The organism is Arenimonas maotaiensis (assembly GCF_014638745.1).
GTDB classification, from domain to species: Bacteria; Pseudomonadota; Gammaproteobacteria; order Xanthomonadales; family Xanthomonadaceae; genus Arenimonas; species Arenimonas maotaiensis.
Map to the genome: position 1 here is coordinate 1 of NZ_BMFO01000003.1, position 26885 is coordinate 26885.

Annotated in this window: 26 protein-coding genes; 17 read left to right on the forward strand and 9 right to left on the reverse strand. The window is 67.3% G+C overall.

The features are described from left to right. Nucleotides 1-143: 143 nt before the first annotated feature. The 10 genes from IEV56_RS07370 to IEV56_RS07415 all read left to right on the forward strand — a co-directional run bounded on the left by IEV56_RS07370 (nt 144) and on the right by IEV56_RS07415 (nt 6896). Nucleotides 144-566, forward strand: a complete 423-nt coding sequence (locus IEV56_RS07370; RefSeq protein ID WP_188449399.1) for a hypothetical protein — start codon at nt 144-146, stop codon at nt 564-566. A 90-nt stretch (nt 567-656) separates the two neighbouring features. Next, nucleotides 657-1019, forward strand: coding sequence for a hypothetical protein (locus IEV56_RS07375; protein ID WP_188449401.1), 363 nt, complete (start codon nt 657-659; stop codon nt 1017-1019). An 84-nt stretch (nt 1020-1103) separates the two neighbouring features. Further along, a complete protein-coding gene (locus tag IEV56_RS07380; RefSeq protein ID WP_229730215.1) occupies nt 1104-2366 on the forward strand; it encodes a serine hydrolase domain-containing protein in 1263 nt (420 codons plus the stop codon). A gap of 70 nt (nt 2367-2436) precedes the next feature. After that, on the forward strand, nt 2437-2838 hold the full coding sequence (locus IEV56_RS07385) for a hypothetical protein (RefSeq protein ID WP_188449403.1): 402 nt from the start codon (nt 2437-2439) through the stop codon (nt 2836-2838). Between the two features lie 30 nt (nt 2839-2868). Beyond that, nucleotides 2869-3276, forward strand: coding sequence for a GFA family protein (locus IEV56_RS07390; protein ID WP_188449405.1), 408 nt, complete (start codon nt 2869-2871; stop codon nt 3274-3276). 62 nt (nt 3277-3338) lie between these two features. Next, complete coding sequence (locus IEV56_RS07395; RefSeq protein WP_188449407.1) at nt 3339-3740, forward strand: GFA family protein; 402 nt, start codon at nt 3339-3341, stop codon at nt 3738-3740. 101 nt (nt 3741-3841) lie between these two features. After that, the gene (locus tag IEV56_RS07400) at nt 3842-4303 is read left to right on the forward strand and encodes a hypothetical protein (RefSeq protein WP_188449409.1); all 462 of its coding nucleotides are present in this window, start codon (nt 3842-3844) and stop codon (nt 4301-4303) included. A gap of 73 nt (nt 4304-4376) precedes the next feature. After that, on the forward strand, nt 4377-4799 hold the full coding sequence (locus IEV56_RS07405; RefSeq protein WP_188449411.1) for a hypothetical protein: 423 nt from the start codon (nt 4377-4379) through the stop codon (nt 4797-4799). A 49-nt stretch (nt 4800-4848) separates the two neighbouring features. After that, nucleotides 4849-6366, forward strand: coding sequence for an FAD-binding domain-containing protein (locus IEV56_RS07410; protein ID WP_188449413.1), 1518 nt, complete (start codon nt 4849-4851; stop codon nt 6364-6366). A 53-nt stretch (nt 6367-6419) separates the two neighbouring features. Beyond that, nucleotides 6420-6896: a GNAT family N-acetyltransferase gene (locus IEV56_RS07415; RefSeq protein WP_188449415.1), complete on the forward strand. Its 477-nt coding sequence runs from the start codon at nt 6420-6422 to the stop codon at nt 6894-6896. Between the two features lie 3 nt (nt 6897-6899). Here the strand turns inward: IEV56_RS07415 and IEV56_RS07420 are convergent, their stop codons facing one another. Together IEV56_RS07420 and ggt are read right to left on the reverse strand one after the other, a co-directional pair. Next, nucleotides 6900-7601 (reverse strand): 2OG-Fe(II) oxygenase, encoded by a 702-nt coding sequence (locus IEV56_RS07420; protein WP_188449417.1) that lies wholly within the window; start codon nt 7599-7601, stop codon nt 6900-6902. 13 nt (nt 7602-7614) lie between these two features. Continuing rightward, nucleotides 7615-9321, reverse strand: coding sequence for a gamma-glutamyltransferase (gene ggt, locus IEV56_RS07425; RefSeq protein ID WP_188449419.1), 1707 nt, complete (start codon nt 9319-9321; stop codon nt 7615-7617). A 112-nt stretch (nt 9322-9433) separates the two neighbouring features. Between ggt and IEV56_RS07430 the strand changes: the two genes are divergently transcribed. The 4 genes from IEV56_RS07430 to IEV56_RS07445 are packed head-to-tail and all read left to right on the forward strand — an operon-like array spanning nt 9434 to nt 11579. Beyond that, complete coding sequence (locus IEV56_RS07430; protein ID WP_188449421.1) at nt 9434-10078, forward strand: TIGR02466 family protein; 645 nt, start codon at nt 9434-9436, stop codon at nt 10076-10078. A 3-nt stretch (nt 10079-10081) separates the two neighbouring features. Then, nucleotides 10082-10357: a GIY-YIG nuclease family protein gene (locus IEV56_RS07435; RefSeq protein ID WP_188449423.1), complete on the forward strand. Its 276-nt coding sequence runs from the start codon at nt 10082-10084 to the stop codon at nt 10355-10357. A 51-nt stretch (nt 10358-10408) separates the two neighbouring features. Then, nucleotides 10409-10963, forward strand: coding sequence for a DUF7010 family protein (locus IEV56_RS07440; RefSeq protein WP_188449425.1), 555 nt, complete (start codon nt 10409-10411; stop codon nt 10961-10963). Then, nucleotides 10956-11579 (forward strand): DUF2238 domain-containing protein, encoded by a 624-nt coding sequence (locus IEV56_RS07445; RefSeq protein ID WP_188449427.1) that lies wholly within the window; start codon nt 10956-10958, stop codon nt 11577-11579. Before IEV56_RS07440 ends, IEV56_RS07445 begins: the two co-directional genes overlap by 8 nt. A 6-nt stretch (nt 11580-11585) precedes the next feature. Here IEV56_RS07445 and IEV56_RS07450 read toward each other — a convergent pair whose 3' ends face one another. Continuing rightward, entirely contained in the window at nt 11586-13769 is a 2184-nt protein-coding gene (locus tag IEV56_RS07450; protein ID WP_308419395.1) for a heavy metal translocating P-type ATPase, read from the reverse strand. Then, nucleotides 13766-13990 (reverse strand): heavy-metal-associated domain-containing protein, encoded by a 225-nt coding sequence (locus IEV56_RS07455; RefSeq protein ID WP_188449429.1) that lies wholly within the window; start codon nt 13988-13990, stop codon nt 13766-13768. Before IEV56_RS07455 ends, IEV56_RS07450 begins: the two co-directional genes overlap by 4 nt. Nucleotides 13991-14177: 187 nt before the next feature. Here IEV56_RS07455 and cueR point away from each other — a divergent pair, with 187 nt between their 5' ends. The 3 genes from cueR to IEV56_RS07470 all read left to right on the forward strand — a co-directional run bounded on the left by cueR (nt 14178) and on the right by IEV56_RS07470 (nt 21278). Then, the gene (gene cueR, locus IEV56_RS07460) at nt 14178-14588 is read left to right on the forward strand and encodes a Cu(I)-responsive transcriptional regulator (protein ID WP_188449431.1); all 411 of its coding nucleotides are present in this window, start codon (nt 14178-14180) and stop codon (nt 14586-14588) included. A 139-nt stretch (nt 14589-14727) separates the two neighbouring features. Beyond that, entirely contained in the window at nt 14728-18240 is a 3513-nt protein-coding gene (locus IEV56_RS07465) for an indolepyruvate ferredoxin oxidoreductase family protein (RefSeq protein ID WP_188449433.1), read from the forward strand. A 113-nt stretch (nt 18241-18353) separates the two neighbouring features. Then, a complete protein-coding gene (locus IEV56_RS07470; RefSeq protein ID WP_188449434.1) occupies nt 18354-21278 on the forward strand; it encodes a bifunctional diguanylate cyclase/phosphodiesterase in 2925 nt (974 codons plus the stop codon). 530 nt (nt 21279-21808) lie between these two features. On the opposite strand, the gene folE is transcribed toward IEV56_RS07470, so the two are convergent. From folE to IEV56_RS07495, 5 genes are all read right to left on the reverse strand, one after another. Continuing rightward, on the reverse strand, nt 21809-22408 hold the full coding sequence (folE, locus tag IEV56_RS07475; RefSeq protein WP_188449436.1) for a GTP cyclohydrolase I FolE: 600 nt from the start codon (nt 22406-22408) through the stop codon (nt 21809-21811). A 14-nt stretch (nt 22409-22422) separates the two neighbouring features. After that, nucleotides 22423-23688 (reverse strand): MFS transporter, encoded by a 1266-nt coding sequence (locus tag IEV56_RS07480; protein ID WP_188449438.1) that lies wholly within the window; start codon nt 23686-23688, stop codon nt 22423-22425. Between the two features lie 9 nt (nt 23689-23697). Then, nucleotides 23698-24753, reverse strand: a complete 1056-nt coding sequence (locus IEV56_RS07485) for a L,D-transpeptidase (protein WP_188449440.1) — start codon at nt 24751-24753, stop codon at nt 23698-23700. Between the two features lie 5 nt (nt 24754-24758). Next, nucleotides 24759-25931: a class I SAM-dependent rRNA methyltransferase gene (locus IEV56_RS07490; RefSeq protein WP_188449442.1), complete on the reverse strand. Its 1173-nt coding sequence runs from the start codon at nt 25929-25931 to the stop codon at nt 24759-24761. Between the two features lie 247 nt (nt 25932-26178). Continuing rightward, entirely contained in the window at nt 26179-26883 is a 705-nt protein-coding gene (locus tag IEV56_RS07495) for a response regulator (protein ID WP_229730216.1), read from the reverse strand. Between the last annotated feature and the right edge of the window lie 2 nt (nt 26884-26885).

Below are 26885 nucleotides of genomic sequence, written 5' to 3' on the forward strand. Positions count from 1 at the left end.
CATCGCTTCGCCTGAGCCGTAACAATCTCGCTGATGGGGTCTAACTAATCATCCAAGCGGACAGCCGCCCCGTTACTTGGTATTCTGAGCCTGTTCGCGGCGGCAGCCGCTTAATTCAATCGTTAGGCCTCGGAGGTAGCTTCATGCTTGCTCGTGAATACGGGATCATGTGTCGGTCGGACGATGAGAAGATTCTGGTTCGAAACGTCAACACGTTTCTTGCCGGTATCGGCTACCGCAAGATGTACAAGAGCATTCCTCGCGGCATTCGCAACCCCGATAGCACTGAGCCACAGCCGCGCTACTCTCACTACTACAACCAATTCCTCAAAGAGCATCCCCGCTGGTACTTTGACCTGTACCCCAACGTGGATCTCGATGGCCGCGCGCGATTTCCGCACAACCTTGAGTGCGGCTGGACTTTGTTTGTGAACAAAGTCGCGGCTGAAAATAACACCACATCAGATGATCAGGCGTTAGAGACATTTTTCACAGAGTTGTCGCGTGGCACCGGCTTTGAGATAACGGTTCTCCATACTTATGCGTCAGGCGAGAACAGAAAATAGGCCGAGGCCTAACAATTCATTCAAGCCGAACCCGCTTCGCGGGTCGGCTTAACTCAGGCGTTTGGCACGAACGATACGCAAGGTGATTTTATGACGCGTAGACTCGTTTTTCTTGCCTTATGTTTCGTTGCCGGACTGGCGCCGGCCACCGCAGTCACGGCCAAAGAAAGCAATTCAGGCATTACCATCCGGACGGAACAGTATCCGCGGCCGCCGTATTCGGAAGCCAAATACTTCATCTACGAGAAAGCCGGCACAACCGTCTGCGCCAAGCTTCAGGTGTGCAACAAGTACGACGAGTGCCAATCCAGCTATCGCCGCGGCAGCTACAAAGCCGCCACCGGCCGGAAGACCGGCGAACCCTACGGCACGTCGCTTGCTGTGCCCATCGCGCCAAGCGAGCTGGGCAAGCATGTGTGCCTGGTGCGCTACAAACTCGTCGGAACCCGATAATCCGCTCAAGCCAAAGCAATTTTGTGGCGCAGTTTACTTTCGACCAACCTTGCCACGCAAACCGTCTCCGTGTCTAATGCGGAAATGACCAATCAAGCCATTCCAACCCGCCGCCGCTTCATTCATTCCACCGCCACGCTGGGCGCGCTGAGCGCATTGCCCTGGGGCCGCGCCGCGGCCACCGACTGCCGAACGGCGGATGGCCCGTGGATTCCCGACGAGGAGTTTCTTGCCGAACTGCCGCGCATCATGCAGGCCTTCGCGGTGCCGGGCGTGGGCATCGCGGTGGTGGAAGACGGCAAGCTGGCCTGGAGCCGCGGTTTCGGCGTTCGCCACGCGCTCACCGGCGCGCCGGTGGACGAACGCACGGTGTTCGAGGATGCCTCGCTGAGCAAGCCGGTGTTCGCCTATCTGGTGATGCGGCTGGCGGACCTGGGCCGGATCGACCTGGACCGGCCGCTGGTGCGCTACCGCCGGCCCGATTACCTGGCCGCGCATGAATGGATCGGGTTGATCACCGCGCGCGACGTGCTACGCCACACCACCGGCCTGCCGAACTGGCGCGCCAAGCCGGCCACCGAGAAGCTGGTGCCGGCGGTCAAGCCCGGCACCCGCATCGACTACTCCGGCGAAGCCATCTTCTGGCTGCAGCTGGCGGTGGAATCGATCACCGGCCAAAGCCTGGATCAGGCCATGCAGGAACACCTGTTCGGCCCGGCCGGCATGGCCGACAGCAGCTACACCTGGAACACGGACCTGGCGGCACGCTCGGTATACGGCCACCGCGCGCACGACCAAGCCGGCGACGGCATGCCGCCGCAGATGTTCCGCGAACAATGGACGCTGGCGCAGCAGGTGGCCGATGCCTGGGGCAAACCGCTGTCGGCATGGAAATATGAGGACGCCGAACGCGCCCTACCGCAGGTGATGGCCAAGGCTCCGCCCGGGCTGGTGACCTGGCCGGGCGACATCGTGGCCAACGCCGCCGCCAGCCTGCGCACCACGGTGCAGGACTACGCCCGCTTCCTAGCGCTGATGACCGAACGCCGGCCGCGCGCGACCTGGGAGATCTCCGACTCCGCGCGGCAGGCCATGCTCACGCCGCAGATCAAACTGCCCGGCCGCTGGACCGAAAAAGGCCTGGGCTGGAACATGGAACCGACCCGCGACGGCCCGCTGTTCTACCACTCGGGCAGCAACGGCGGCATCTTCAAGAACTTCGCGGTGGGCGATGCCAAGCGCCGGCGCGCGCTGGTAGTGCTGACCAACGGCGGCAGCGGCGGCTACGTGTACCGGCGCGTGGTGCGCGCAGCCACCGGCGTTGATTTGCTGTCGTACGATCTGTAAACGAACGGCGGGGGTTTGGGTTTACACTGGCCTCGTCCGTGGCACCGCCACCCGCCCCGAGGACCGAACCATGAAATACGCACTCGCCGCCGTGATTCTGCTGTTATCGGCCTGCCAGAAACCGCCGCAGGCGCCCGCCTCGTTCGCGGAGCGCGTAGCCGCCGCCGAAGCGCAGGAGAACTCGCCCACCGGCGTGCTGTACATCGGCGCGGTGGTCAAGGAACACGGCGAGCGGCTGGAGTCCTTCATCGGCAAGTGCTACGGGCAAAGCGGCCTGGACAAGGACTCGTTCCAACTGGTGGCCGACATCGCGGCCGACGGCCAATTCGGCAACGTGGTGGTGCGGCCGGAAACCGTCCCGGCCCGCTGCTACGCCGGCAAGATCGACGCGTTGCGCACCAGCGCGCCGCGCCCGGTCGGCTACGGCGAAAAGCCGTTTCCGCTGTTCATCAACGTCAATTTCAACCGATAACGCGCCGCGCGCAGGCGCACGGAGACCCGCATGATCAAGCAAGTAGCCGGCGTCACGATTCAACCCAAGCACCGGGCTTCCTGCCATTGCGGCGCCGTGGTGCTGGAACTGGACCTGCCGGACGGCATCGTCGATCCGCGCCGCTGCGACTGTTCCATCTGCCGGCGCAAGGGCGCGGTGGTGGCTTCGGTGCCGCTCGCCGGCATCCGCATCGTACAAGGCGAGGAACACCTGACGCTGTACCGATTCAACACGCACACCGCCAAGCACTACTTCTGCGCGCGCTGCGGCATCTATACCCACCACCAGCGGCGCTCGAATCCGCAGCAATACGGCTACAACGTCGGCTGCCTGGAGGGCATCAACCCGCTGGCCATTCCCGACGTGCCGACCAACGACGGCGTGAACCACCCGGCCGACCGGCCGAAGCCCGGCTGAGCCGACCATCGAGAGGAGCCTGTGCATGATTCCATCGCCGGATTTTCGGACCGGAACGCGCCATGGACCGTGACGGCGGCTGCCTGTGCGGGGCGATACGGTATCGGCTAAGCGGTACGTTCGTCGATGCCGGTTTCTGCCATTGCCGGCTGTGCCAAAAATCCAGCGGCGCGCCGCTTATGGCCTGGCTGACATTGCCCGCCGGCGGATTCGAATACCTGCAGGGCGAGGCCTCGATCTTCCATTCCAGCGAAAGCCACCAACGGGAGTTCTGTTCCCGCTGCGGCACCCAATTGGCGTTCAGGTTGAAGCAGCACGCGACTACGGTCGATGTCACCCTCTGCTCGCTCGACGACAGTTCCGCGGTCGCGCCGCAGTACCATATCTGGTGCCGGAGCAAGGTCGGCTGGCTGCATATCGGCGACACGCTGCCGCAATTCCCGGACGCCGGGCCGGATGCGTGAATGGGGACGGAGGTACCTCCGTCCCCGATGTGTCGCTATACTGGCCGAAGACGCGGATTCATTAAGGGGATGCGATGCGCAGGGGAATTCTCATATCGGCCGTGGCGGCCGCGGGTCTGGCGTCGGCGTTCGCCGCGCAGGCGCAGAGCGGATTCGAGTATCTGGGCAGCCGGCAGTTCAGCTGCCGCTTGGACACGCCGCATGCCGAAGCCCATTTCGTGCAATTCGCGTTCGGGCCGGGCAACACCGTCACCGGCAAGATGGGCATCGCGGTCTGGCTGGACGGCACGCCCTACACCCAAGTCTACGACGTGACCGGACGCACCGACCGCTTTGGCGAGAACACCTATAAGGTCTATATCGAAAACTACACGCGGGTGTCCTCGGACGCGCTGCCGGGCGACTATTTCTGGCATTACCGCAGCCTGGACGAATTCACCCTGTATACCGCGAACGGCAACCGGCTGACCGGCCGGCACACCACCGTCAGCCCGTCGACCGCCAACAACGCTTCGACGCGCGCCACCTACGATTCCACCTGCAGCGAGCACAATCGGGGTTGATCGTGCCGGAACCCGGATGCGGACATCGGCCGCCGGATAGCACATTCCACCCCGCCATCGAAGGAGAGTCTGCATGAACGCATCGCCCACGTGGTTCAAAGCCGTTTCCGTCCTTGCCCTGCTCTGGAACCTGCTCGGGTGCCTGGCCTTCGCGGCCGACCTGCGGCTGACGCCCGACGATCTGGCCAAACTGCCCGAGGCGCAGCAAGCGCTGTATGCCGCGCGCCCGGCCTGGGCGCTGGCCGCCACCGCCACGGCGGTGCTGGGCGGCGCACTGGGTTGTCTCGGCCTGCTGTTCGGCAAACGCTGGGCGCAGGCCCTGCTTTGGCTGTCGCTGCTCGGCATCGTGGCGCAGGACATCGGCTTGTTCCTGCTGGTCGACGGCGCCCGCCTGGCCGGCCCGGCCGCGGTGGTGATGCAGTCCATCGTACTGCTGGTCGGCATCGGCCTGGTGGCGCTCGCCCGCCGGGCGGCTGCCAAGGGTTGGCTGGCCTAACCGCCGGCGTTCACGCCCGCGCCACCGGCCATGGCCGATGATGGCGCGCATGGCCGTCCAACTCGTCTGGTTCAAGCGCGATCTGCGCACGCACGACCACCTGCCGCTGTGCGAGGCCGCGCGGCGCGGCCCGGTGCTGCCGCTGTACATCGTGGAACCGGATTACTGGCGCGGCGCGGACGCCGGCGCCCGGCACTGGCAGGTGTTGCGCGAATCGCTGCTGGAACTGCGCGATGCCCTGCATGAACTCGGCCTGCCGTTGATCGTCCGTCGCGGCGAGGCGGTGGCCGTGCTCGAGCGGCTACGCCGCGAGCTCGACGTCGCGGCGCTGTGGTCGCACGAAGAGACCGGCAACGGCTTCACCTATGCCCGCGATTTACGCGTCGCCGGCTGGGCAAAGGCTAACGGCATCGCTTGGACCGAGATTCCGCAGTTCGGCGTGGTGCGCCGGCTGAAGCGCCGCGACGGCTGGGTGACGCAGTGGGAAGCGCATATGAACCGGCCGGTGCAAGCCCTGCCCGAGCGCATCGCCGCCGCGCCGGACTGCGCCTCGGACCCCCTGCCGGACGCCGCCGACCTGGGCCTGGCCGACGACGGCTGCACGCACCGGCAACGCGGCGGCCGCCGGCTGGGCCTGAAATACCTGGACAGCTTCTTCGCCGAACGCGGGCTGGAATACCACTACCGGATGAGCAGCCCGAACACCGCGCCGCAGGCCTGCTCGCGGCTGTCGGTGCCGCTGTCTGTGGGCGCGCTGTCGATGCGCGAGGTGCTGCAACGCACCGCCTGGGAACGCGAACGGGCGCGCGGCACGCCGCGCCTGCGGGCGTTCACCGCGTTCGAGGCGCGCCTGCACTGGCACTGCCATTTCATCCAGAAGTTCGAATCCGAGCCCGAACTGGAATTCCGCAACATGAACCGCGGCTTCGACGGCATGCGCGAGGCCGAATTCGACGCCGCGCGCTTCAACGCCTGGGCCGAGGGCCGCACCGGCCTGCCGTTCGTGGACGCCTGCATGCGTCGGCTGCAGGCCACCGGCTGGATCAACTTCCGCATGCGCGCCATGCTGGTGTCGGTGGCGGCCTACCAGTTCTGGCTGCATTGGCCGGCGGTGGCGCAGCATCTGGCGCGGCTGTTCACCGACTACGAGCCGGGCATCCACTACCCGCAGGTGCAGATGCAAAGCGGCACCACCGGCATCAACATCCCGCGCATCTACAATCCGGTCAAGCAATCGCAGGACCAGGATCCGGACGGCGGCTTCATCCGCACCTGGCTGCCGGAACTGCGCGGCCTGCCGGCCGCCGCCATCCACACGCCTTGGCGGCTGGACGCGGCCACGCTGAAACGCCACGGCGTGGTGTTGGACGGCAACTATCCGCGGCCGCCGGTGGAACCGGAATCCGCCGCGCGCGAGGCCAAACGCCGCTACACCGAATGGCGCAACCGCCTGCAGACGCGCGAGCTCGGCCGCGTGGTACTGGACAAGCACGGCAGCCGCAAGAAGGCGCCGATGCGCCGACCGGCCGCGAAGAAACCGGCACCGCAAGGCGACCTGTTCGGCTGACGCGGGCCGCGCGGCGGTATCCTATAGCGACGATTTCCCGCACGGAGCGCCGCATGCGCCAACTCGACTTCCGCTGGGCGCGCCTGCCCGAACTCACCGCGCTGGATTGGCACGCGGTCATCGCCGCGCGCGAACGCGTGTTCGTGGTCGAGCAGAACTGCCCGTACCAGGACGCCGACGAACTCGATTTGGCGTCCTGGCATCTGATCGGCACCGTCGACGGCGCGGTGGCGGCCTATCTGCGCGTGGTCGATCCCGGCCGCAAATCGGTGCACGAAGGCCGGTACTACGCCGAGCCGTCGATCGGCCGGGTGCTGACCGCGCCCGGTTTCCGCGGCCACGGCTTGGGCTTGGCGCTGATGCGCGAAGGCATCGCCGGCTGTGCGCGCCTGTTCCCCGGCCAGGGCATCCGCATCAGCGCGCAGTCGTATCTGCTCGATTTCTACACCGGCTTGGGGTTCGCGGTGGTCGGCGAAGAATACCTGGAAGACGGCATTCCGCACCACGAGATGCTGCGTCCGGGGCGCTGAGGTTTATTTCGCCAGGAACCAGCCGGTCACCGCCAGGCGGTCGGCGCCGGCCCAGGGCGACACCAGACTGACCGTATGCGCCTGCGGCACGCGGAACAGCGACAGCGTGTTCCAGTACGGCACGAAGGTGTCGACCAGGCGTTTGTGTTGGTCGTGGAACTGCAGCAGGCCGCCCCAGTCGCTGTCCCAGTCCTTGCTCAGGTTGATGACGAAGGCGCAGACGCGGCCCTCGTTCACCTCCTGGTCCTCATGCCGGGTCAGGAACTGGCCGGCGCGGTAGCGCGTGCCCTGCGCGGTCACCGTGTTGATGCCCGGCTCGCCGGTCAGCCGGCGCGCGAACACCAGGAATTCGGGCGAATTCAGGAACTCCAGCACGCCGTGCAGCAGGTTGGGCGTCCAACCTTCCTTCACCGCACGAACGATCATGTAGCTGTCGTAAGAGAACTGGAAGCCGTCGCGCGCGGCGACATAGGCTTTTTCCAACAGCGCCCGGCGTTCGGCATCGCTCATCGCCGCGTAGGTGGCGGCGTCGACGGTGCGCGAGGTGCCGGTCGAGCGTTCGGCCAAGGCCCACGGGGTGTCTTCGCGCAGGCAGCGGTGGATGGCCTCGGCGGCATCAAGCTGCAGGAAATCGGGGATCTGCACGCGCGTGCGCTGCACCAGCTGCTGGCGGTGGCGGTTCAGGTCGAGGGCGTCGTTGATCATCGGCGTTCGGAACTCAGTAGCCGGCGGCTTGGCCGTCCTTGCGGCTTTCGCTGGCGCCGATGTAGCCGCCCTGGGGATTGACCATGATCGCCTGGTAGCCGCCGTACGGACCGTCGGCGAAGCGCACCGAGTGACCCTTGCGCATCAGCGCGCGCACGGTGGCATACGGGAAGCCGGTTTCCAGGTCGAGCTCGCCGCCGTCGCTCATGGCCGTGGCCTGGCCGGCCGGATCGGTGCTGCCGTCGTGCTGGATGCGCGGCGCGTCGCCGGCTTCCTGCAGGTTCATGCCGAAGTCGACCAGGTTGATGACGATCTGCGCGTGGCCCTGCGGCTGCATGGCGCCGCCCATCACGCCGTAGCTGAGCCAGGGCTTGCCGTCCTTGGTGACGAAAGCCGGGATGATGGTGTGGAACGGACGCTTGCCGGGCGCGAAGCTGTTCGGGTGGCCCTTCTTCAGCACGAACTGCTCGCCGCGGTCTTGGAAGATGAAGCCCAGGCCCGGCGCGGCCATGCCGCTACCCATGCCGCGGTAGTTGGATTGGATCAGCGACACCATCATGCCGTCCTTGTCGGCCACGGTCAGGTAGATGGTGTCGCCCTCGTTCAGTTCGGGGATGATGCCGGGTTCGGCCGCCTTCATCGCCTTGTCCATCGAAATCAGTTTGCCGCGCTCGCGCGCGTACTCCTTGGAAATCAGGCGCTCGACCGGCGTGCGGTAGAAATCCGGATCGGCGTAGGACGCGGCGCGGTCGGCGAAAGCCAGCTTCTTGGCTTCGGCGAACAGGTGCACGTGCTCGGGGCTACCGAAGCCGTAGGATTTCAGGTCGTAGGGTTCCAGCAGGTTCAGGATCTGCAACGCGGCGATGCCCTGGCCGTTCGGCGGCAGTTCCCAGACGTCGTAGCCGCGGTAGTTGGTGCTGACCGGGGAGACCCACTCGCCGCGGTGCGCGGCCAGGTCCTCGTAGCGCAGGAAGCCGTCGTTGGCGCGGAAGTAGGCGTCGATGGTACGCGCGATGGCGCCTTTATAGAACGCGTCGCGGCCCTCGCGGCCGATGGTCTCCAAGGTGCGCGCCAGGTTCGGGTTGCGCCAGGTCTCGCCCTTGCGCGGGGCGCGGCCGTTCATGGTGAATTGTTCGCGGAAGCCCGGCCACTTCGACAGCGTCGGCACGCTGCGGTCCCAGTAATAGGCGATGACCTCGTGCACCGGATGACCGTTGCGGGCGTAGGCCACCGCCGGCGCCAGGTTCTGCGCCATGCTGCGGCGGCCGAATTTGGCGTGCAGCGCGAACCAGGCGTCGACCGTACCCGGCACCGTGACCGGCAGCGGGCCGTGCGCCGGGATATCGCTCAGGCCGCGGCGTTCGAATTCCTCCAAGGTCAGCGCCTTCGGCGAACGGCCTGAGCCGTTGTAACCGTGCAGACGCTTGCTTTTCGGATCCCAGACGATGGCGAACAGGTCGCCGCCGATGCCGTTGCCGGTCGGTTCCATCAGGCCGAGCGCGGCGTTGGCGGCGATGGCGGCGTCGACCGCGCTGCCGCCGTCCTTCAGCACGTCGAGCGCGATCTGGGTCGCCAGCGGATGCGAGGTCGCGGCCATCGCGTGCGGCGCCATCACCTCGGAGCGGGTGGCGAAACCGGCACCGGTGACGCGGTCGGCGGCAGTGGCGGACAGGGCGGAAACGGCGGCGAGCAGGGCGGCGGACAGACGCAGGACAGACATGGAGCGATCCTCGGCGGGTACGGGTGGGCAATCACCGAAGTGTACGCCAAGCCGGCACGGATCCGCGGATTTTTGGCAGAATGGAGGACATCCCCGCCCGCGAATGTGACCCATGGCCCAGATCAATCCGCTGTTCAGCGTCCCGTTCGGGCTCGAGCGTCTGCCGGACTGCGACGGCCTCAATCGCGAGCTGCGCGAGCTGTTCATCCGGCGCGAGGCGCAGGGTGCGCGCTTCGCCAACCCGAATCCGTACACGCCGCGCAACAAGGAGCTGTTCGAGAGCAACTTCGACCTGTTCACCTGGCCGGACGCGCCGGTCGCGCGCCTGCGCGAATTCTGCCTGTCGAACCTGGCGCGGCTGGTGGCCGAGATCAACGGCTACGACGCCGCGCGCATGGCACGCCTGCAGATCGTCACCGACGCCTGGTTCCACATCACCCGGCGCGGCGGCTTCTTCGGCGTGCACAACCATCCGATGGCGTCCTGGTCGGGCGTGTACTGCATCAGCCCCGGCGTACACGACCCCGACCAGACCGACAGCGGCCGGCTCAGCTTCATCAATCCGTTCGCGCAGATGTACCTGGATGCCGGCAACGCGCAGCAGCAGTTCCCCTACCAGCTCGGCAACTACGCCTTCGACCTGCAACCGGGCCAGCTGGTGCTGTTCCCGTCCTGGGTACAACACCAGGTGATGCCGTTCTACGGCGAGGGCGAGCGCATCACCGTGGCCTTCAACTGCGCGATGAGCCTGCGCTGAGGCATGCCCGCCGCACGATCTGACGCCGCCTGGGTGCTGTATCTGCTGGAATGCCGCCGAGGCGAAAGCACGGTGTACTACGCCGGCATCAGCAACGACCTGCCGCGCCGGCTGCAGGCGCACCGCAACGGCAAGGGCGCGCGCTTCACCCGCGCGCATCCACCACTGGCGCTGGTGGCCACGCGCGCTTATCCGGACCGCTCCAGCGCCTCGAAAGCCGAAGCGGCGCTGAAGAAACTGCCGCGCGCGCGCAAGCCGGCGTTCTTCGCCGCCGATTGACCGGCCACCACAAGATACGGCAGGATGCGGCATACGCCATGGGGAACGCCGATGCACACCGAACGCAGCTTGGACGAACAACGCGCCGAATTCAGCCGTAACCGCTTCCTGGCCATGCCCTTGGCCGGCCTGCTGGTCTGGACCCTGCTGCTGATACCGGGCTTTCTGCTGCCGACGCCGTCGGCGATGCTGGCGCTGTTCATCGGCACCGGCTGCATCGCCTATGTCGGCATGGGCCTGTCGAAGCTGACCGGCGAGGACTTCCTCGACAAGAGCCGCCCCAAGAACGCGTTCCAGTCGCTGTTCTTCCACGGCATGGGGCAGGCCATCCTGGTCTACGCCATCGTCATTCCGCTGGCCATCCTGGAGCCGCGCGCGGCGCCGATGGGCGTCGGCATCCTGGCCGGCCTGATGTGGGTGCCGATGTCCTGGATCATCCGGCACCCGATCGGCTGGTGGCATGCCGGCGTGCGCACGGCGGCCCTGTGCGCGGGCTGGTTCCTGTGGCCGGACCGGCAGTACGTGGTGGCGCCGTTGATCGTGATCGCCTGCTACCTGTTCACCATTCCGGTGCTGGAGCGGCGCTGGCGCCGGGCCAATGCCTGAGGCCGCCACGCACCGGTTGCTGGCTATCGGCAGCGTGCTGACGCTGCTGTTGCTGGCCATCTCCGGCCTGCAACCGTACGACCGCGCGACCTGGGTGATGGAAACCCTGCCGGTGATGCTCGTGTTGCCGGTGCTGTGGGCCAGCGCGCGGCGCTTCCCGCTGACGCCGCTGCTGTACGCACTGATCTTCCTGCATTGCGCGGTGCTGATCGCCGGCGGCGCCTACACCTACGCGCGCGTGCCGTTGGGCGACTGGCTGCAGGATGCGTTCACGCTGGCGCGCAACCCGTACGACAAGATCGGTCATTTCTTCCAAGGCCTGGTGCCGGCCGTGGCCGCGCGCGAGATCTTCCTGCGCCGCCGCGTGGTCAACGGCCGCGCTTGGCTGGCGTTCCTGTGCGTGTGCGTGGTGATGACGGTCAGCGCCGGCTACGAATTGCTGGAATGGGCGGCGGCGGTGGCCATGGGCCAAAGCGCCGACGAATTCCTCGGCCTGCAGGGCGATGAATGGGACGCGCAGTCCGACATGTTAACCGCCTTCATCGGCGCGTTGACGGCGCTGGCGACGCTGACCGCGTGGCACGACCGGCAGTTGGCCCGCCTGCCACGCGGCTGAGCGGACTCAGGGCTTCCAGCGTTTCAGCAGCAAGGCGTTGCCGACCACGCTGACGCTGCTGAACGCCATCGCCGCGCCGGCCACCACCGGGCTGAGCAGGCCGAACGCCGCCAACGGAATGCCGACGACGTTGTAGGCGAAGGCCCAGAACAGGTTCTGCAGGATCTTGCGGTAGGTGCGGCGCGAGATGTCGATGGCGTCGGCCACCAGCGCCGGATCGGCGCGCATCAGGGTGATGTCGGCGGCGTGCATGGCCACGTCGGTACCCGAGCCCATCGCGATGCCGACATCGGCCGAGGCCAGCGCCGGCGCGTCGTTGATGCCGTCGCCGACCATGGCCACGACGTGGCCCTGCGCTTTCAGCGCCGCGATCTGCGCCGCTTTGTCGGCCGGCAACACCTCGTAGCGCACCGTGTCGATGCCCAGTTCGGCGGCGGCGGCCTGCGCGGCGCCGCGGCCGTCGCCGGTGATCATCACCGTGGTGATGCCGAGCGCGCGCAGCTTGGCCACGGCCGATGGCGCGGAATCCCGCACACGGTCGCCGAACGCCATCAGCGCCAGGGCCGTACTGCCGTCGGCCTCGGCCAACCACGAGACCGTGCGTCCGGCATCGGCATGCCGCTCCGCGGCCAGCGCCAGCGCGTCCGGCAAGCGCACGCCCTGTTCGCGCATCAACCGTGCGCTGCCCAACCAGTAACGCCGGCCGTCGATGCAGCCGGTGAGGCCGCGGCCGGGCAAGGCCTGCACCGACTCGGCACGACCGGCTGCCGCGCCGCGTTCCGACGCCGCCTGCAACAGCGCGCGCGCCAGCGGGTGTTCGCTGCCGGCCTGCAGCGCCGCGGCGATGCGCATCGCCGCATCCGCATCCGCGTTATCAGCGGCGGCTTCGAACGCGAGGAGGCGGAAACTGGCTTCGGTCAGCGTACCGGTCTTGTCGAAGGCGACCGCGCCGATGCGGTGCGCCTGTTCGAGCGCTTCGGCGTCCTTGATCAAAATGCCGCGGCCGGCGGCGACGCCGGTGCCGGCGATGAGCGCGGTCGGCGTGGCCAGACCCAAGGCGCAGGGGCAGGCGATGACCAGCACCGCCACGGCGTTGATCACCGCCTGCGTCACGTCGGCGGCGAGCCACCACCAGCCCAGGAAGGTCAGTACGGCGAGCGCCAGCACCGCCGGCACGAACACGGCGCTGATGCGGTCGACGGTCTTCTGGATCGGCGCTTTCGCCGCCTGCGCGCTTTCCACCAGGTGGATGATGCGGGCCAGCGCAGTTTCGGCGCCAACGGCGTCGGTGCGCACCAGCAGCAGACCTTCGGCGTTGATGGCGCCGCCGGTCACCCTGTCGCCGGGCGCTTTCGGCACCGGCCGGCTTTCGCCGGTGAGCAGGGACTCGTCGGCGTGGCTGTCGCCTTCCAGCACCGTGCCGTCCACCGGCAGGCGTTCGCCGGGGCGGACCACCACCTGATCGCCGACGGCGACGGCCTCGATGGCGACCTCTTCGTCCTGCCCGTTACGGCGCCGACGCGCGGTCTCCGGGCGCAGGCGATGCAAGGCGCGGATGGCCTCGCCGGTGCGTTGCTTGGCGCGCGCCTCCAGCCATTTGCCCAACAGCACCAGGCTGATCACCGCCGCGGAGGTTTCGAAATACAGGTGCGCGGCATCCGGCATGGCCAGCAGCTGATACACGCTCAGGCCGTAACCGGCGCTGGTGCCCAATGCCACCAGCACGTCCATGTTGGCGCTACCGGCCCGCAGCGCGCGCCAGCCGGCGACGTAGAAGCGCGCGCCCAGCCAGAACTGCACCGGCGTGGCCAAGGCCAGCTGCAGCAGGCCCGGCAACATCAGGTGCCCGCCGGACAGATCGACCAGCATCGCCACCACCATCGGCAGGGACAACAGCGAGGCCAAAACCCAGGGCCGCCAATCGGCCGGCGGCGGCGCTTCACCGCGGGCTTGCGCCGGGGTTTCGAGCTGCGCGCCGTAGCCGGACGCGACCACCGCCGCGACCAAGGCCGCGTCCGATCCGGCCGCGCCGGTGACCGTGGCTTTTTCGGTGGCCAGGTTCACGCTCACCGAGGTGACGCCGGGCACCGCCATCAGGGCTTTTTCGATATGCGCGACGCAGCTGGCGCAGGTCATGCCGCTCACGGCCAAGGTGGTGACCGCCGCATCAATCGATGGCTTGCCGTTCACGGGCCAGACTCCGGCGAGGACGGGACGACCGGCCGGGCCTGATAGCCGATGCGCGCCAGTGCCGCGGACAGTTCGGCGGCATTGCGCGAACCGTCCACCGACACGGTGCCGGCGGCGAGCTCGACGCGGACCTCGGCCCCGGCGTCCAACTCATGGACGGCCTGGTTGATTCGGGCGACGCAACGGCCGCAGTGCATGCCTTCCACGCGGAGCGTGATCATGGCTTTGTCCTCCTTTCTCGTCCGGCCGGATAGCCGTCACGGCATCATCGGCCTTGCCATCGTGGCAAGGTCAAGCGGGATTTTCCCGACGCGCCGGCGCGGTGCGGAAGCGTTCAGCAACGCCGGACTTGACACCGCAGGCGCCGGCCGGTGCACCATAGGCCCGAAAGGCGACCGGAGACACGCGATGAACATCGGCCAAGCGGCCAAGGCCGCGGGCGTATCGGCCAAGATGATACGCCACTACGAGCGCATCGGCCTGTTGCCGGAAGCCGGACGCAGCGTCGCCGGTTACCGGCTGTACGGCACGCAGGACATCGCCACCCTGCGCTTCATCCGGCAATCGCGCGAGCTCGGCTTTTCCCTGAGCCGGATCGGCAGCCTGCTCGGCCTGCGCGACAACCGCGGCCGCAAGAGCTGCGACGTCCGGCGCCTGGCCGAGGAGCACCTGGCCGACATCGGCCGCAAACTGGCCGAATTGCAGGCCATGCAGGACGCCCTGCGGACGCTGGTGCAGGCCTGCCACGGGGATGACGCGCCCGACTGCGCGATTTTGGACGGACTGCAGAACCCGGATGCCCTGCCGCGCCGGAGCTGAGCGTCACGTATTAATCCGGCAAATACCTTAAGGCGGGCATGCAACGCGGGCATTAACAGCCGGCCGCGCGCAAAGCCGCGCGGGGCTTGGCCTGCGCCGGCCTGTTATAATTTCGAGTCTTTACTCAACCGGCTTTGCCATGTCCCCGATCGCCCCGCACACCGCCAGTCTCGACCTGGATTACACCCTCGACCACAAATACAGCCGCGAGCAGGGCCGCATCTACCTGTCCGGCGTACAGGCCTTGGTGCGCCTGCCGCTGATGCAGCAGATGCGCGACCGCGCCGCCGGCCAGCACACCGCCGGCTTCATCTCCGGCTACCGCGGCAGTCCGCTGGGCGGCTTCGACCTGGAGCTGTGGAAGGCCAAGAAGCATCTGGCGGCCTCGGATGTGGTGTTCACCCCCGGCCTGAACGAAGACCTGGGCGCGACCATGGTGTGGGGCACGCAGCAGACCAACCTGTTCCAGGGCGCCAAGTACGACGGCGTGTTCGCCATGTGGTACGGCAAGGGCCCGGGCGTGGACCGCTGCGGCGACGTGTTCAAGCACGGCAACGCCGCCGGCACCTCGCCGCTGGGCGGCGTGCTGGCGCTGGCCGCCGACGACCACGCCTGCCGCAGCTCGACGCTGCCGCACGGCTCGGAGCTGGAGTTCGTGTCGGCGATGATGCCGGTGCTGAACCCGGCCGGCGTGCAGGACATCCTCGACATGGGCCTGCTCGGCTGGGCCATGAGCCGCTATACCGGGCGCTGGGTCGGCTTCAAGACCATCGCCGAGACGGTGGAGTCCTCGGCTTCGGTCAACGTCGATCCGCACCAGCTCGACATCGTCATCCCGACCGACTTCGCGATGCCGGCCGGCGGCCTGAACATCCGCTGGCCGGATCCGCCGCTGGACCAGGAGATGCGCCTGCACCAGTACGCGGTCGACGCCGCGCAGGCGTTCGCGCGCGCCAACCGCATCGACCGCACGGTGATCGACTCGCCGAAGGCGCGCCTGGGCATCGTCACCACCGGCAAGAGCTACCTGGACGTGCTGCAGGCGCTGGAGAACCTGGGCATCGACGCCGCCATGGCTTCCGAAATCGGCATCCGCGTGTACAAGGTCGGCATGACCTGGCCGCTGGAGCCGATCGGCATCCGCGAATTCGCGCGCGGCCTGGAGGACATCATCGTGGTCGAGGAGAAGCGCAGCTTCATCGAATCGCAGATGAAGGAATACATGTTCAACTGGGACGTGCGTCCGCACGTGGTCGGCAAGTACGACGAAGCCGGCGAATGGATCCTGCCCAGCACGCACGAGCTGACCCCGGCGCGCATCGCGCGGGTGATCGCCAAGCGCTTGGGCCGCTTCTTCCGCTCCGACGCCATCGACGACCGCCTGACCTTCCTCGCCGCCAAGGAGAAGGAGCTGGCGCAGCCGCGCGCCGAGTTCCCGCGCGCCGCGCACTACTGCTCGGGCTGCCCGCACAACACCTCCACCACCGTCATCGAGGGCTCGCGGGCGCTCGGCGGCATCGGCTGCCATTACATGGTGACCTGGATGGACCGCAAGACCGACACCTTCACCCAGATGGGCGGCGAAGGCGTGACCTGGTGCGGCCAGGCGCCGTTCACCGATGAAAAGCACGTGTTCCAGAACCTGGGCGACGGCACCTATTTCCATTCCGGCAGCCTGGCCATCCGCCAGGCGGTGGCGGCCAAGGTCAACATCACCTACAAGATCCTGTACAACGACGCGGTGGCGATGACCGGCGGTCAGCCGGTGGACGGCACGCTGAGCGTGCCCGACATCGCCAAGCAGGTGCGCAGCGAAGGCGTGCGGACCATCGTGGTGCTGAGCGACGACATTGAGAAGTGGTCGGACCGCTCGATCTTCCCGGACGGCGTCGAGTTCTTCGACCGCGACGAACTGGACAGCGTATCCAAGCGCCTGCGCGAAACGCCGGGCACCACGGTCATCATCTACGACCAGACCTGCGCGGCCGAGAAGCGCCGCCGCCGCAAGCGCGGCAAGATGCCGGATCCGGCCAAGCGCACGGTGATCAACCCGGCCGTGTGCGAAGGCTGCGGCGACTGCGGCGAAGCCTCGAACTGCGTCTCGATCCTGCCGCTGGAGACCGAATTCGGCCGCAAGCGCGAGATCGACCAGAGCAACTGCAACAAGGACTTCAGCTGCGTCAAGGGCTTCTGCCCGAGCTTCGTCACCGTCACCGGCGGCGGGCTGAAGAAGCGCAAACCGAACGCCGCGATGGATTTTGACGCCCTGCCCGATCCGGTGTTCAAGACCGGCCTGGAACAGCCCTGGAACATCCTGGTGACCGGCATCGGCGGCACCGGCGTGGTCACCATCGGCGCCCTGCTCGGCATGGCCGCGCATCTGGAGAACAAGGGCGGCAGCGTGCTTGACCAGACCGGTCTGGCGCAGAAGGGCGGCGCGGTCACCACCCACGTGCGCATTGCACGCGACCCCTCAGACATCCACGCCGTGCGCATCGCCGCCGGCGAGGCCGACCTGGTGCTGGGTTGCGACATGGTGGTGGTCAACGACTACTGGGCGCTGTCCAAGATCCGCGCCGAGCGCAGCCATGTGGTGCTGAACGACTACCAGGCCATGCCCGGCACCTTCACCCGCAAGCCGGACATGCAGTTCCCGGCCAACGACATCGTGGCCGCGGTGCGCACCGCGCTCGACGGCCGCGAGCCGCTGCAGCTGGCCGGCACCGAGCTGGCACTGGCGCTGATGGGCGACGCCATCGCCACCAACCTGCTGATGCTCGGCTACGCCTGGCAGCAGGGTCTGGTGCCGCTGTCGCTGGAGTCGATCCTGCGCGCCATCGAGCTCAACGGCGCCGCGGTGGAGATGAACAAGAAGGCCTTCGCCTGGGGCCGCATGGCGGCGCACGATCCGGCCGCGGTGCAGGCCGCCGCGGGCTTCGGCGGCGGCGCCAAGGCCGTCGATTTTCTGGACGACGCGCACGCCGCCACCGAACTGGCGTTCGTCGGCGAAGGCAGGCTCAGCCGCTCGTTGCAGGACACCGTGGCGCTGCGCGCCAAGTTCCTGACCGAATACCAGGACGCGGCGTACGCCCGGCGCTACACCGACTTCGTGGCCGAGGTGCGCGCCGAAGAGGCCAGGCACACGCCGGACTACACCGGCGTCAGCGAGGCCGTGGCCAAGTACCTGTTCAAGCTGATGGCCTACAAGGACGAGTACGAGGTGGCGCGCCTGTACAGCAGCCCGGCGTTCCGCAGGCAGATCGAAGACACCTTCGAGGGCGACATCAAACTGCACCTGAACCTGGCGCCGCCGCTGTTCGCGAAAAAAGACGCCGACGGCCATCTGCTGAAGCGCGAGTTCGGCGCCTGGGCGCTGCCGCTGGTGCGCGGCCTGCGCCACCTGAAGTTCCTGCGCGGCACCGCGTTCGACGTGTTCGGCAAGACCGAAGAGCGCCGGATGGAACGCGCGCTGATCGCCGACTACATGCGCGACGTGCGCGCGGTGCTGGTCAAGCTGAGCGTGGCCAACCATGCCGACGCGGTGCGCTTCGCGCGCCTGCCCGAGCACATCCGCGGCTTCGGCCACGTCAAGGAACGGCACGTCGCCAAGGTCAAGGCGCAGTGGACGGAACTGCTGTCGAAGCTGGCCTGATCATCGCCCACCCACGCTGTACGGAAAGCGCCCTGCCGGGCGCTTTTCCGTTTCGGGACCGGGCAAAATGCTATAGTCGAAACTTCCGACCGCCAACGCACGAGACATAGGGGATGTCGAACCGCACACCGGAACCCGCCGCCGAGCATGCCGCCGTCCTGTTGGACAAACTGGTCCGGTTGGCCGAATGCGGCAGTTCACAGGACATCCTGACGCTGCTGGCGGCCGAAGTGCGGCAGAACGGGCAGTATGCCGCCGCGCGCCTGCTGGTGCGCGACGACGAAGGGCGCTTCATGCCCTGCCACGACCACGACCCGCCGCCGGCATTGGACTGGCTGACGGCCCTGCCGGATCCGCCCGGCGTGGCCGCCCGCGACGACGGCCGCGAACTGGTGGTCAGCCTGAGCCGCACGCGGCCGACCCTGCTGTGGGCGGCCTTGCGCGAACCGGCCGAGCGCGCCGCGTTCCTGGTGCCACTGAGCGTGCTGCTGCACGCCGCCGGCCGGCAGCTCGAGCACGCCTACGCCTTCGAATCGCTGCAGGCCGCGCTGACCCGGCAGGAGCATTCCGAGCGCCTGCAGCGCGCGCTGTTCGACATCGCCGACCTGGCCGGCGCCGACCTGGCGATGTCCGACATGCTGCGCCGCATCCACGCCATCGTCGGCACGCTGATGTACGCCGAGAACTTCTTCATCGTCCGGCACTATCCGGAAAGCGGCTGGATCCGTTTCCTGTACTACGTCGACGCGGTCGACGACGACCCGCCGGCGCCGGATTTCGAGATCCCGATGCGGGCGGTCGAACACAGCCTGACCTGGCACCTGCTGCACGGCGGGCGCGCGCTGATGGGCAGCAGCGAGGACCTGCGCCACAAGATCGAAGGCCCGGTGAAGGTGATCGGGCCCGACAGCTTCGACTGGCTCGGCGTGCCGATGCTGCGCGAAGGCCGGGTCGAAGGCGGTCTGGTGGTGCAGCGCTACGAGCCCGGCACGCGCTTCACCGAAGAGGACCGGGCGGTGCTGGAATTCGTCGGCAGCCACATCCTGACCGCGCTCGAACGCAGGGAAAGTAAAGACGCGCTGGAGAACCGCGTGCGCGTGCGCACCGCCGAGCTGGCCCAGGCCAATGCGGTGCTGACCGACGAGATCGAAGAGCGCGAGCGCGCCGAGAAGCTGCAGGCCGCGCTGTTCCAGATCGCCCAGCTGGCCGGCGCCGACATCGACCAGGACGCGTTCTACCGGCGCGTGCACGCCGTGGTCGGCGAGCTGGTGGACGCGCGCAATTTCTTCATCGCGCTGCTGTCGGAGGACGGCGCCCAGCTGGAATTCCCGTACTACGTGGACGAAACCGGCGGCGAAGCGCTGCGCACGCGCCCGCTCGGCCGCGGCTTCAGCGAATACGTAATCCGCAGCCGGAACCCGCTGCGCGGCACCAAGACCGAACTGCAGGGCCTGATCGATTCCGGCGAGGTGGTGCCGGTGGCCAATGGCCTGCCGTCCGAGCACTGGCTGGGCGTGCCGCTGTTCGTCGGCGAGGAGGTCATCGGCTTGATCGTGGTGCAGAGCTATACCGCCGACACCGCCTACGAGCCGGCCGACCAGGAGCTGCTCGGCTTCGTCGCCTCGCAGATCGCCAACAGCCTGGACCGCCGGCGCCAGGCCGAACTGCTGCGGCGCGCCAACGCCGACCTGGAACGGCGCGTGGAGGAGCGCACGCGCGAGCTGCGCGAGGAGATCCGCATGCGCGAAAGCATGCAGGAGCAGCTCAAGCACCAGGTGATGCACGACGCGCTGACCGGACTGCCCAACCGCGGCTACCTGCGCGACCGGCTGGAACGCCTGCTGGCGCGGCTGAAGCGCGAGCCCGGCCACCGTTTCGCGCTGCTGTACCTGGACGTCGACCGCTTCAAGGTCATCAACGACAGCCTGGGCCATCTGTCCGGCGACGAGGTGCTGAAGGAGGTCTCGCGCCGGCTGCTGGTCTGCCTGCGCGCGCAGGACATCGCCGCGCGCCTGTCCGGCGACGAGTTCTGCATCCTGCTCGAGGAGATCGACGTGCCGACCGCGGTGCGCGTGGCCGAACGCGTGATCAAGACCGTGGCCGAACCGGTGCGCGTGGCCGGCAAGACCCTGGAGCCCTCGATCAGCATCGGCATCGCCGTGTCCAACGCCGAGTACCACACCGCCGACGAGGTGCTGCGCGACGCCGACATGGCGCTGTACCGCGCCAAGGAGACCGGCCGCCACCGCGTGGTGCTGTTCGACGAATGCCTGCAGAAACGCGCGGTGGACGTGCTGCTGCTGGAAAGCGAACTGCGCACGGCGCTGGCCGAGGACCAGTTCCTGCCGTATTTCCAGCCGATCGTACGGCTCGACAGCGGCGCCGTGGTCGGCTACGAGGCGCTGCTGCGCTGGCAGCATCCCACGCGCGGGCTGCTCGGCCCCGGCGAATTCCTGAGCGTGGCCGAGGAATGCGGCCTGATCGAGGCCATCGACTGGCGCATGTTCGAGCTCAGCTGCAAGCAGGCCGCCGTGCTGTGCGCGGGCGGCGGCCACATCAACATCAACGTCTCGGCCCGCCACCTGCGCCGGCCGGACCTGCACGAGCGGCTGATGGAGCTGCTGCGCGCCAACGGCCTGAACGGCTCGCAGCTGATGGTGGAAGTGACCGAGGGCATGCTGCTGGAGCAGCCGGAGCTGGTGCGCGCCACGCTGGAGAAGCTGGCCGCCGACGGCGTGCACGCCGCGCTCGACGACTTCGGCACCGGCTATTCCTCGCTGAGCTACCTGCACACCTTCCCGCTGCGGGTACTGAAGCTGGACCGCAGCTTCGTGACCGAACTGGACCGCGACGGCCGCGGCAACAGCACGGCGGTGGTGACCGCGGTGGTGCAGCTGGCGCGCGCGCTGGGCATGGAAGTCATCGCCGAGGGCATCGAAACCGAATACCAGCGCGACGCGATCACCGCCATGGGCTGCTGGCTGGGCCAGGGCTATCTGCTGGCGCGGCCGGCGCCGATGGCGCACTGGCTGAAATGAAATAGGGTGCGCTATAGCACACCCTATGAAATTTAAACTCCATGCATTAGGCGGATTGATACTGCAAAAAGCGGAAGAAACATAACCAGTGCAATAACCGCCAAACATCCTGAGCCTTTACCCCGATTACTGCTATAGCTTTCACGCTCATGTCGAGGACGGTCTTGAAGCCATTTCATATGGCAAGACTGACAAAAAAATTTGGTTTTTCCATTGCGCCATGCCTCTGATGTCCGATCACTGTGCATGGAGAAAGAACGGCATCGTGCACATTTAAAAGATTTTTGAGGCGGCTTTCTTTTCGGAATCAACTTGGTCAGGATTGAAAAACCAACAAATACAACCACTACGATTCCGAAAATCATTTCAGGGCTCATAAGCGAACCTACTTATACCTAACGGATATTGAGATATGAATAGGTCATTTAATCCTCTCAATCGCCTCGGGTCTATAAGAGTATTTCTTGGGTCCAAGCGCAAAAACGCCCCCCGATCGGGGGCGTTTTCGTTACGACGGACTCAGCGGCGCTTTACTTGATGCCCACGCACTGCAGGAATTCGGCGCGGGTGCGGGCGTCCTCGCGGAAGCTGCCCAACAGCTTGCTGGTGACCATGCTGACGCCGGTCTTGTGCACGCCGCGGGTGGTCATGCACTCGTGCTTGGCCACGATTACCACGCCCACGCCCTTGGGCTTGAGCACGTTCTGGATGCAGTTGGCGATCTGCGCGGTCATCTTCTCCTGCACCTGCAGGCGCTTGGCGTAGGCTTCCACCACCCGCGCCAGCTTGCTGATGCCGACCACACGGCCGTTCGGGATGTAGCCCACGTGCGCCACGCCGATGATCGGCGCCATGTGGTGCTCGCAGTGCGATTCGAACTCGATGTCGCGCAGGATCACCATCTCGTCGTAGCCTTCCACTTCCTCGAAGGTGCGCTTCAGGTAGTCCTCCGGCTTCATGGCGTAGCCGCCGAACCATTCCTTGTAGGCCTTGGCCACGCGCTTGGGCGTATCGATCAGGCCTTCGCGCGCGGGGTTGTCGCCGGCCCAGCGCAGCAGCAGGCGGATGGCGTCTTCGGCCTGGGCCTGGCTGACGGCGGGCGTTTTGGCGGCGGTTTTCTTGGCGGCCATGGCTGGCTCCTCGGTTAAGTCGTTTCAGTATGCGCCTGCGGCCGTGAAGGCCGCATCCACAGGGTGATCAGGTACACCGCCACGAGCGCGGCGCCCAGCAGCAGCGCGGCCAGCAGGAACGGCGCGCCGGGCAGATGCAGCGGCCCGTGCGCGGCGATGCCGAACGCGAACAGATGGGTGAACAGCAGCGGCGCGGCGATGCCGGCCAGGCTGTTCATCGAGGCCACCGCGCCCTGCAGGCGGCCCTGTTCGTCGGCGTGCACCTGGCGGGTGATGATGGCCTGCACCGACGGGCCGGCCAGGCCCCACAGCGCCATCAGCGGAAACGCCGGCAAGGTCAGCAGGCCGCTCGGCGCCAGACCCAGCCAGGCGAAGCCGAGCAGGCCGCAGGCGAAGCCGACCAGCGCCGCGCGGCGTTCGCCGATCTTCGGCACCAGGCGGCGGATCAGCAAGGCCTGCACCAACACGTTGCACACGCCCACGCCGGCCAGCACCAGGCCCACCTGCTGCGGATTCCAGCCGTAGCGGTAACCGCCGTACAGCACGAACACGCTGGGCAGCACGAAGTGCGCGAACTGGCTGAGCAGCACCACGCCGAGCAGGCCGAGCACCGAGCGGTAATGGCGCAACAGCAGCAGCGCGCCGACGGGGTTGGCGCGGCGGAGGTCGAAACGCGGACTGCGTTTCTCCGGCGGAAGCGATTCCGGCAACACCAGCAGGCCATACAGGAAATTGAGCATCGCCAGGCCGGAGGCGATCCAGAACGGCAGGCGCAGGTCGATGCCGCCGAGCAGGCCGCCCAGCGCCGGACCGATGACGAAGCCGACGCCGAACGCCGCGCCGAGCAGGCCGAAGGCGGCGGCGCGCTTTTCCGGCGGGGTCACGTCGGCCAGGTAGGCGTTGGCGGTGCTGAAACTGGCCGAGGTCAACGCCGAGACCACGCGGCCGATGAAGAACATCGGCAGGGTCTGCGCCAGCGCCATGAACGCGAAGTCGACCGCCAACCCGAAACAGGAGATCAGGATCACCCGGCGCCGGCCGAAGCGGTCGGACAGCGCGCCCAGCACCGGCGCGGCCAGGAACTGGATGGCCGAGAACGCCAGGCTGAACCAGCCGGACACGATCGCGGCGCGCCCGAAATCGAAGCCGCCGACGTGCATGATCAGGTTCGGCAGCACCGGGATGATCAGGCCAAAGGCCAATACGTCGATCAGCACGGTGAAGAACACGAAGATCAGGGCCGCGCGGCGGGCCGGCGCGGCGGTGGCGGTATCGGTCATCCGGCGTCCTTAACGGGTCGGTCCGTCGAAGTGGCTGTCGTCGCTCTCGTCGGACAGCACGGTCATGCCCTTGCCGTCGTTGGCGCGGCTCAGGTGTTCGTCGGTCAGCAGCAGGGTGCTGCCGGGCTTGAGCTCGCGGTACACCCGCTTGGCGAAATCGACCGGCAATGCGATGCGTGCCACCGCCTCGTAATCCAGGCCCTTGGCCGGCGAACCGGCGGGGGCGTCGCTGCCCGGCAGCGGAATCGCCAGCCAATTCAGCGCCGGCAGATCCGGCACCAGCCGGCTGGGCGTGCCGGCGTCGCCGTCCAGCACCACGTACGCCTGATTGCCGAACGGCGCGTCGCCGACGATGCCGATCTTGGCGCGCCCGATCTCGATGCCGTTGCGCAGCACGATCACACGCTGGTCCTTGGTGCTGACCAACACGGTCATCGGGCCGAACTCGGATTTCTCCGGCTGCCAGCGGTAGGCCTCGAACAGCGACAGGTTGGGCACCTGCACCGGACGGCCCTTGGCGTCCATGGGCTGCACCAGCACTTTCGGGTCGACCACGTTCTCCGGCACCGCCTCGGCGTCGCGCGTCACCACCACGGTCATGCCCAGGCTGGTCTCGGCGAACAGGCGCCGGGCGAAGCCGTCCGGCATGCGGATGCAGCCGTGCGAAGCCGGGTAGCCGGGATCGCGGCCGCTATGCAGGGCCACGCCGTCCCAGGTCAGCCGTTGCATGTAAGGCATCGGCGCGTCGTCGTACAGGTTGGACTTGTGGTCCTTGTTCTTCTGCAGGATGGTGAACACGCCGGTCGGCGTTTCGTGGCCCTTTTTGCCGGTGCTGACGCTGGTGACGCCGACGCGCACGCCGTTGCGGTACAGGTAGGCCTTCTGCTGCGCGATGCTGACCACCAGCAGCATCGGGCCTTCCGGCGCGGCCTCGGCGTACCAGATCCACTCGCCGGGCTTAATCGCCTCGATCGGCGTGCCGACCGGCAGCGATTCCTTGGCGCCCTGCGCATGCGCGCTGCCGAAGACGGCGGACAGCATGGCGGCGAGCAGAATGCGGCGCATGGCGGTCAGAACACCCGGCAGAACACGGCCTTCAGGTAACGGCTTTCCTTGACATGCGCCATCACCGGATGGTCGGCGCCGGCGCCGGCCACTTTCAGGATCTGCACCTGGCGGCCGGCGAAGAACGCGGCGCGGCGGATCATGTCGAGGAACTCCTCTTCGCCGACCAGGCCGGTGCACGAGCAGGTCAGCAGGATGCCGCCGGGCTTGACCACCGACATCGCCAGCTTGTTCATGTCGTTGTACTTCTTCAGCGCCGAAATGACCTGCTCGCGGTCGCGGGTCAGCTTGGCCGGATCCAGGATCACCACGTCCCACTCGTCGCCGCGGGCGGCGGCGTCGCGCAGGTACGGGAACAGGTCGGACTGGGTGAACTTGACCTTGGCGTCGTTGAGGTAGGCGTTCTTGCGCGCGATCTCCAGGATCTCCTCGTCGAGATCGATGCCGGTGACCTCGGAGGCGCCGCCGCGGGCCTTGGCGTAGATCGCGAAGCCGCCGGAGTTGCAGCAGATGTCGAGCACGGTCTTGCCTTCGCACAGACGCGCCAGGTATTCGCGGTTGTCGCGCTGGTCGGCGAAGAAGCCGGTCTTGTGGCCCGAACCGGGGCTGGCGCGGAACTTCAGGCCGTATTCGGTGATCACGCTCGGCTCGGGCGCCTCCGGCGCGCGGAAGTCGAAGCTTTCCTGCTTCTGCACGTGCTCTTCGGCGAAGGCGTAGAACCGGCAGCCGGGGAACTGCGCGCGCAGTGCCGAGTAGATCCACTCGCGGTGGCGGAACGCGCCGGCCGAGAAGAACTCGACCACCAGCAGGTCGCCGTAGCGGTCCACCACCAGGCCGGACAGGCCGTCGCCTTCGGAATGCACCACGCGCCAGCCGTCGGAGACGCTGTCGAGCTTCAGCACCTCGCGGCGCAACGACACCGCCTCGGCGATGCGGCGATGGAAGAAATCCTCGTCGACCGCTTCCTCGAAGTCTTCGGTCAGCACCCGCAGGGCGATGCGCGAATGGCCGTTGTAGAAGCCGCGGCCGACCCAGTGCTCGGTGGCGTCGACGATGTCGACGATGCTGCCGGGGCGCGGCTTGACCTCGGGCTTTTCCACCATTTTCTGGAAAATCCAGGGATGGTTGGACTTGCGCTCGATCTTCAGGCGCACTACGGGCAGTTGTTGGGAATTCATGGGCGTATTGTAAGCCCAAACGGCGCGGGGCCGGCGGCGGTGCGCCTAAAGAGTCCGTGAGGGGGGCCGGCTAGGGGGGTGCCAACCGCCCCTCACGTTCTCAGGGGAAAGACCAGTGGGGGACGACCGACCGCTTTCAGTTAGCCGGCCACCCCCCACGTAGGGGACTGGAGGCACCGCGCGCGATGCCATGGACCCACTGTACGCAGGTTCATGGAGATGTGTGGTAACCGTGTGTAACGGAGGCCTACCAGGCGTCGGGATTGAACAGATAGCCCTTGCCGCGCACGGTCTTGATGCGCTGCGCCGCCAGCTCGGCGCCGCCCAGACGCTTGCGCAGGCGCACGATCAGCATGTCGATCGAGCGGTCGATGCCGTCGTGGCGGATGCCGCGCTGGAGCTCGAACAGCATGTCGCGGCTGACCGGCCGGCCGGCGTTGGCCGCCAGGTGCCAGAGCGCGTCGAATTCGGCGGACGTCAGCGGCATGGCGACGCCGTCGAGCGTGGCGCGCCGCGCCGAGGGATCGATGTGCAGGCTGCCGAAATGCAGGGGCTGCAGGCGGCTGGCCGCGGCCTTGTCACCGCTCTGCGCGCGGCGCAGGTGCGCGCGCAGGTGCGCCACCACCACCGGCGGCGCCACCGGTTTGGTCAGGTACTCGTCGGCGCCCAGCTCCAAGCCGAGGATGCGGTCGGTGTCCTCGTCCATGCCGGTCAGCATCATGATCACGCCGTCGTAGCGCGAACGCACGGCCTGGCAGATGGCGAAACCGTCCTTGTGCGGCAGGCGCGCGTCGAGGATCACCGCATCGCAGCCGAGCCCGAGGATGGCGGTTTCGGCCTCGGCGCCGTCACCGCAGACGTGCACATGGTAGTGCTCGCGCTCCAGATGGCGCTTGAGCAGCGTGGCGAATTCGGCATTGTCGTCGACAATCAGTACGCTCGCCTGTTTCATTC

Bases quoted from the DNA above. Each gene is read 5' to 3' on its own strand.
- IEV56_RS07465 (WP_188449433.1), top strand. From the start codon at position 14,728: ATGTCCCCGATCGCCCCGCACACCGCCAGTCTCGACCTGGATTACACC.
- IEV56_RS07485 (WP_188449440.1), bottom strand. From the start codon at position 24,753: ATGCGCCGCATTCTGCTCGCCGCCATGCTGTCCGCCGTCTTCGGCAGC.
- IEV56_RS07495 (WP_229730216.1), bottom strand. From the start codon at position 26,883: ATGAAACAGGCGAGCGTACTGATTGTCGACGACAATGCCGAATTCGCC.
- folE (WP_188449436.1), bottom strand. From the start codon at position 22,408: ATGGCCGCCAAGAAAACCGCCGCCAAAACGCCCGCCGTCAGCCAGGCC.
- IEV56_RS07405 (WP_188449411.1), top strand. From the start codon at position 4,377: ATGAACGCATCGCCCACGTGGTTCAAAGCCGTTTCCGTCCTTGCCCTG.
- IEV56_RS07420 (WP_188449417.1), bottom strand. From the start codon at position 7,601: ATGATCAACGACGCCCTCGACCTGAACCGCCACCGCCAGCAGCTGGTG.
- IEV56_RS07380 (WP_229730215.1), top strand. From the start codon at position 1,104: ATGACCAATCAAGCCATTCCAACCCGCCGCCGCTTCATTCATTCCACC.
- IEV56_RS07490 (WP_188449442.1), bottom strand. From the start codon at position 25,931: ATGAATTCCCAACAACTGCCCGTAGTGCGCCTGAAGATCGAGCGCAAG.
- IEV56_RS07430 (WP_188449421.1), top strand. From the start codon at position 9,434: ATGGCCCAGATCAATCCGCTGTTCAGCGTCCCGTTCGGGCTCGAGCGT.
- IEV56_RS07480 (WP_188449438.1), bottom strand. From the start codon at position 23,688: ATGACCGATACCGCCACCGCCGCGCCGGCCCGCCGCGCGGCCCTGATC.
- IEV56_RS07375 (WP_188449401.1), top strand. From the start codon at position 657: ATGACGCGTAGACTCGTTTTTCTTGCCTTATGTTTCGTTGCCGGACTG.
- IEV56_RS07470 (WP_188449434.1), top strand. From the start codon at position 18,354: ATGTCGAACCGCACACCGGAACCCGCCGCCGAGCATGCCGCCGTCCTG.
- IEV56_RS07385 (WP_188449403.1), top strand. From the start codon at position 2,437: ATGAAATACGCACTCGCCGCCGTGATTCTGCTGTTATCGGCCTGCCAG.
- IEV56_RS07445 (WP_188449427.1), top strand. From the start codon at position 10,956: ATGCCTGAGGCCGCCACGCACCGGTTGCTGGCTATCGGCAGCGTGCTG.
- IEV56_RS07370 (WP_188449399.1), top strand. From the start codon at position 144: ATGCTTGCTCGTGAATACGGGATCATGTGTCGGTCGGACGATGAGAAG.
- IEV56_RS07435 (WP_188449423.1), top strand. From the start codon at position 10,082: ATGCCCGCCGCACGATCTGACGCCGCCTGGGTGCTGTATCTGCTGGAA.
- cueR (WP_188449431.1), top strand. From the start codon at position 14,178: ATGAACATCGGCCAAGCGGCCAAGGCCGCGGGCGTATCGGCCAAGATG.
- IEV56_RS07410 (WP_188449413.1), top strand. From the start codon at position 4,849: ATGGCCGTCCAACTCGTCTGGTTCAAGCGCGATCTGCGCACGCACGAC.
- IEV56_RS07415 (WP_188449415.1), top strand. From the start codon at position 6,420: ATGCGCCAACTCGACTTCCGCTGGGCGCGCCTGCCCGAACTCACCGCG.
- IEV56_RS07390 (WP_188449405.1), top strand. From the start codon at position 2,869: ATGATCAAGCAAGTAGCCGGCGTCACGATTCAACCCAAGCACCGGGCT.
- ggt (WP_188449419.1), bottom strand. From the start codon at position 9,321: ATGTCTGTCCTGCGTCTGTCCGCCGCCCTGCTCGCCGCCGTTTCCGCC.
- IEV56_RS07440 (WP_188449425.1), top strand. From the start codon at position 10,409: ATGCACACCGAACGCAGCTTGGACGAACAACGCGCCGAATTCAGCCGT.
- IEV56_RS07455 (WP_188449429.1), bottom strand. From the start codon at position 13,990: ATGATCACGCTCCGCGTGGAAGGCATGCACTGCGGCCGTTGCGTCGCC.
- IEV56_RS07395 (WP_188449407.1), top strand. From the start codon at position 3,339: ATGGACCGTGACGGCGGCTGCCTGTGCGGGGCGATACGGTATCGGCTA.